This is a genomic window from Nostoc favosum CHAB5714 (assembly GCF_020829495.1).
In the GTDB taxonomy this organism is placed as follows: domain Bacteria; phylum Cyanobacteriota; class Cyanobacteriia; order Cyanobacteriales; family Nostocaceae; genus Nostoc; species Nostoc favosum.
Map to the genome: position 1 here is coordinate 1 of NZ_JAIVFQ010000196.1, position 5009 is coordinate 5009.

Genomic DNA, 5009 nt, shown 5'->3' on the forward strand with positions numbered 1-5009 from the left:
TGCACCCCAAAATACTACACTACAAGCACCTTATATTAGAGGACGCAAATCATCTTAAGTTCAAAGGATTGGTTCGCGACGACGTATCGCGAACCAATCCCCTTTTCCACATCCCGTGAAAAGTCAGCAAAAGTTGCTGGGATTTAATTCGACCCCGACTAAAAACTCAAGACGCTTGGATAAGTACTTTGGATTTAGCGAAACCTTTATCTTTAGAAGAGCCAGAAGATTTAGAAATATTAGAGACTCAAGCACGGGTTGCTATCTTCTATTTGGAAAAAGCTGGATTGATACGAGAAGGAGAATCTTGTCCTTGCTACCTGAATATTTACTTGAAACGGGAACTTAACTTAGAAGAAATTGGTAAATTAAACGGTGATGCTAATAAATTAGCTTTGTTCTTATTTGATATTGGTTTTAGAAGAACTCAAAGTAGTATTAAACTAGATGTACGCGAGGTATCTTTAGTAACGGGAATTTTGCCTCCATCTGTGATTAAGACTGTGCGTAAATTGGTTAATGTTGGTTTAGTAGATTGGGAATATAAAATCGCTTTTAAATTTGAAAAGCAATCTAATAAAAAGCTGAAACAGTTTAAATTAAGCACTCAAGCCTTTTTGAATTGGCTCCAGTCCGAATCACCAGAAATAGATGAAGAAAAATCTATATTGTTTCACGTAGAAGCTTTAGAAGAAAAATTAAGTAAAAAAGCTATTGCACATAGTTTTAAGATTTTAACTCAACTAAAGTTAGCTACTTACACTAAAGAAAGTCGTGATACCACTCGCCTATTTCTGAAACAAGAGGAAACACTAACTCAGTGGTTAGAGAGCGCAAACAAAATTTGGGAGAAACAATGGCAAGAAATTGACTATGTTGAAAACATTCTAGATAAGTTATTTAAGGACAAAAACTGGAAGCGGGAAGATAGCCAACTTCTAGATTTAGCAGAATTAGAAACGCGCATCGATATTCAAGAATATCCAAAATTAGACCTTTTGAAAGTTTTAGCTTTCATGCAACGTCTAGGAGTAGTTGTTTTGGGAAGAGGAGATTTAGGTAATTTAATTCTTTATCATTTGCTTCGAGTAGAGGGAAAAAATTGGTCTAAAAAAGTGTACGATCCTCTCAATGAACACTATGCACAGCGAGATATACGCATTCAAATTATGCGCCAAGTCTTAGAGGCTGGAATGCAAGGTAAACCAGAATTAATCCACATATTAGAAGATTACTTTAACCTCTCTTTGGATGAATTTTCTCAACGTTACGAAAAAATACGTGAGAATCCACCAATTGTGGAAAAGATTTTAGAAAATCTCAATCCAACCCAAAAGCGAATTGTTACAGACGATCAAAGTCGTGCATTATTGGTATTGGCGGGGCCCGGTTCGGGTAAAACTCACACAATTGTAAGTCGTGTAGCTTATTTGGTATCAGCGAAAGGTGTTCCACCAGAACGTATTCTAGTTTTAGCTTACAATCGTACAGCAGCAGCTGAAGTGCGGAAACGGCTGCACCAACTTTTAGGTAAGCGTGGAACGCTGATAGATGCTTTAACTTTTCATGCACTTGCAGCTAAACTGACAGGGCTTAAAAGTGGTGATGTTCCCCAAGGAATTCAAGGTGAGGCGCGTTTTAGATGGTTGTTAGAGCAAGCTATTATCCATCTCAAAGAAAACCATCCTGGATACCAATATATATTGGTGGATGAGTATCAAGATGTAAATGAATTGCACTACCAAATAATTACACGTTTGGCTGGTTTTGACAGTCAGGATGAAGACGAAAGCCAAAAAAGCTTCTTAATGGCTGTGGGTGATGATGATCAAAACTTGTTTGAGTGGAATGGTGCAAGTGTTGAGTTTATTCGCCATTTCCGTCAAGATTACCACGTACCACAAGAAGATGTGATTCCTTTAGTGCAAAATTATCGTTCTCGCCCAACTATTGTTGAGTTTGCTAATTATTTTATCGAAAAGGCGATCGCTCCAGAAAACCGACTCAAGGGAGTCAACTCAAGAATACAGGCTGTCAACACTCAGCAGCCCGGAAAAGTGTTTTGGGGCGAGTATGAACATTTGTACGATGTAGCTGAGTGGATTACGGAAAAAATAGCGGATATCTTGACTCAACCTGGTGAAATTCCGAAAGAAAAAATAGCAGTTTTAGCACATCGCTGGGAAGACCTGCGTTTTTTACAGCACGTTTTGCGACATCGTTGGGGAAATGACCAAGATATTGCCTACCAGTTATACAACACAAAAGATGATTTGCGACCTGCCAAGAGCCTTGTAGGTCAAGCAGTCCTCCAACGATTACGGAAACAACCTAATTTGCATGTTTCTAACCCCCAAGCCCATCTTGAATACTTACGCCAAGATTTAGGTTATAGCGATAGCGATGCTGCTTGGTCATCATTGATACAGGCTTTGAGCGGCTGTTCACAGATGACTCAAGAGGATATGGTATACCTTTTAGAAGAAGCTCGTCCTGTACGACCTGGACAGGTAGTTTTATCAACTTTCCATAGTGCCAAAGGTTCAGAATTTAGTCACGTTTTTCTGTTGGAAGATGGTTTTATAGATGGCAACAAGCTAGAAAGTCGTGCTAGGGAGTTGTACGTAGGATTCACAAGAGCCAAGGAAGAATTATATATACTTTTCAGCAAGAAGAGTAATTCAAGACACCCAATATTATTTGATGTTTTGAATAGTATGAATTCTTCTCAAGCCAATCAATATATTCAGAATGTTCAAGTAGATCCAATTAATAGACCTCACAGTATTCGCTATCAATGGTTTCTAGATCCAAGAGACTTATATTTAAGTGAGCAGATGGTCACAAACCAATGTGGGCGTGAACGGATAAAAGCTTATGCTCGTGAATGGGGACAACTTTACTTAATGCCTAAGAATAATGGTTCTACTCCCTATGAAGTTTGCTGGAGAGATTTGAGAGATTATAGTGGCAAAGGTGTTGTAGCTGTTCTCTCTAATAAAGGAAAAGAGCAGCTACAGAAACATCTTAATGTCAATAAACATTTAGCTGTGAGGAGTCATACGATCTTTCGTGTTGAGCGAGATGATAAGTTTTTTCTAAATGCGGGTGAACAAGTACATGAGGATCACCACTATGTTGTTTTACCTTACTTTGAGGTGGAAGAAGCATTGTAATCAAGAAGTTATTTAAGACTTCGCGGTTCGTTGGGGTTGAATTTCAAGCATTTTATTAGTAAGTTTGGTGACATTACTGACTTTCCAACCAGCAAGCTTGCACTTACTCACTGCTAGTTCTAATTCTTGCTGTGTAAGAATTTTGTATCTCAGATACTTTCCCCATTTAGGGAAGATGTACGTGACATACCTAGTTTCATCAATTTGGCAGTACGCCATACGTTTGTAGTACACTATGGTTTAATTATTTTGACGATTCTAGTAGCTACATTTGTAGGGTTATTTGAACTCAAAAAGGCATCTTTATCTACCAACTCGACATAGCTCTTATTGCTCTGTAGCCACTCTTTGAAGCTTTGATACTTCCGGTTGAAGAAAACCGACTCAGGTACGACTGAAACTAATACACCACCTGATATAATTAACTTCCAAGCTTGATAGATATGCTCGACAAGTTCGCAAAATGGAGGATTCATGATACAGGCATTGTATAAATGACTGGGGTTAAACTCCAAAAAGTTTTTCCCTACGAGATTAAATCCTTTGAGTTCTAAAATTTGTCGTAGGTTGTAATTCACCTCAACTACCTCTAGTTGAACATTTGGGTAAGTTTGAGTGATATACTCAACAATATTTCCGCTACCAGCGCTAGGCTCTAAAATTCGCCAATTTGGTTCAATATCTGCCAGTTGAACAAGTCGTTGACAGACTGGTTTGGGAGTAGGAAAGAAATCTCCAGATTTCATGCCAATGATTTCTAACTCAAGCTTATTAAGTTGTTGCTTGGTAGTATCAATTGCTTCAGGTTTTACTACCTGTTTAATTTCTGTTATTGCTGATATGATTTCGCCCAATGTATTTAACCCCGCGCGACTGAGAGATTTTACCCAGTCTTGGTAATATTCGCCTTCTAGTATTTCTTGGACTTTCTGGCTAGTTTCTCCACTTTGAGAAATCCTAAATAGCACTTCCACCTGTGATTTACGAGATATACCGCGTAGTATTGGTGGGATATTTCCTACTTCCCACATTTGTGCGATCGCAAATAGCCAAGACTGAATAATCTCAAGTTCAATTCCTTCTTGGATTATGCCTTGAGCTATGGTTTTACGGCGCTTTGTTGCCCTTTGATTCCCAATGGCAGGATTTTTCTTTTGGTCAATTCTTGACTGCATGGAAGCGGCTAAATTACGGAGAGCTTCTGCTTTTTCTAAGTTAGGAATATTGAAAATATCTAGTGATGAGTTATTTTCGTTGTAGGACAGATTCAGTAGAGATAGTTGCATTGCTAGATTCCTTTAAATCTTTAACGGCGCATTTAAGAATTAGGGAGGTTGGTACATTCCAAGTTTTTACCTCCCATTCAGTAGCTAATCGTTCGGAGTGACGGATCACTGCACTACTACATTTGTTTTTTCTTACAAGCCAATCTCTAAATTTTTCAGCTTGTTCTTTGGTATCGAACCCGAAATAGCTGGTTTTCCGGTTTCCCAAAGGATCAGTAATAGTTGCTACCCGACGTGAGAGGATATTGAGTGTCCAACCACCGTTAGAAGTGAGTTCGATTTTGGTGATATTTAATTCTGTTGGATTCATAATTCAACTTCAGGAATTGCTGCTAAATATTCCGTAGTTGATATTTCTCTTGCCAGCCATTTGTCATGTGCTTCTTGAGGAGTTATTTTGTCGGCTAAATGTTTATTTCTATTGTTGTCTCCTATAAAAGGAGCGATTGTTTCTTCTAGCCGTTCTTTGAAAGCCAAATGTTTATTTTCAGACTAAGTAAACTGGTAAATGCTATCAGTGTTGATGAACAAGTAAACTAGGCTAATT

5 protein-coding genes are annotated in these 5009 nt (G+C 38.3%); 1 reads left to right on the forward strand and 4 read right to left on the reverse strand.

The window, feature by feature from the left end; genetic code table 11:
- Positions 1 to 188 precede the first annotated feature (188 nt).
- Positions 189 to 3176: a UvrD-helicase domain-containing protein gene (locus LC586_RS39510; protein ID WP_229491230.1), complete on the forward strand. Its 2988-nt coding sequence runs from the start codon at positions 189 to 191 to the stop codon at positions 3174 to 3176.
- Positions 3177 to 3188: 12 nt separating this feature from the next.
- On the opposite strand, the gene LC586_RS39515 is transcribed toward LC586_RS39510, so the two are convergent.
- From LC586_RS39515 to LC586_RS39530, 4 genes are read right to left on the reverse strand one after another with little or no spacing between them, the layout of a single operon-like run.
- The gene (locus tag LC586_RS39515; RefSeq protein ID WP_229491231.1) at positions 3189 to 3395 is read right to left on the reverse strand and encodes a hypothetical protein; all 207 of its coding nucleotides are present in this window, start codon (positions 3393 to 3395) and stop codon (positions 3189 to 3191) included.
- A 14-nt stretch (positions 3396 to 3409) separates the two neighbouring features.
- Positions 3410 to 4462 (reverse strand): DNA methyltransferase family protein, encoded by a 1053-nt coding sequence (locus LC586_RS39520; protein ID WP_229491232.1) that lies wholly within the window; start codon positions 4460 to 4462, stop codon positions 3410 to 3412.
- Complete coding sequence (locus LC586_RS39525) at positions 4422 to 4772, reverse strand: hypothetical protein (protein ID WP_229491233.1); 351 nt, start codon at positions 4770 to 4772, stop codon at positions 4422 to 4424. The genes LC586_RS39520 and LC586_RS39525 overlap by 41 nt, the downstream gene beginning before the upstream one ends.
- On the reverse strand, positions 4769 to 4939 hold the full coding sequence (locus LC586_RS39530; RefSeq protein WP_229491234.1) for a hypothetical protein: 171 nt from the start codon (positions 4937 to 4939) through the stop codon (positions 4769 to 4771). The genes LC586_RS39525 and LC586_RS39530 overlap by 4 nt, the downstream gene beginning before the upstream one ends.
- Positions 4940 to 5009 lie beyond the last annotated feature (70 nt).

Excerpts from the sequence above, each read along its gene's own strand:
- LC586_RS39515 (WP_229491231.1), bottom strand. The coding sequence starts at position 3,395 with ATGGCGTACTGCCAAATTGATGAAACTAGGTATGTCACGTACATCTTC.
- LC586_RS39520 (WP_229491232.1), bottom strand. The coding sequence starts at position 4,462 with ATGCAACTATCTCTACTGAATCTGTCCTACAACGAAAATAACTCATCA.
- LC586_RS39525 (WP_229491233.1), bottom strand. The coding sequence starts at position 4,772 with ATGAATCCAACAGAATTAAATATCACCAAAATCGAACTCACTTCTAAC.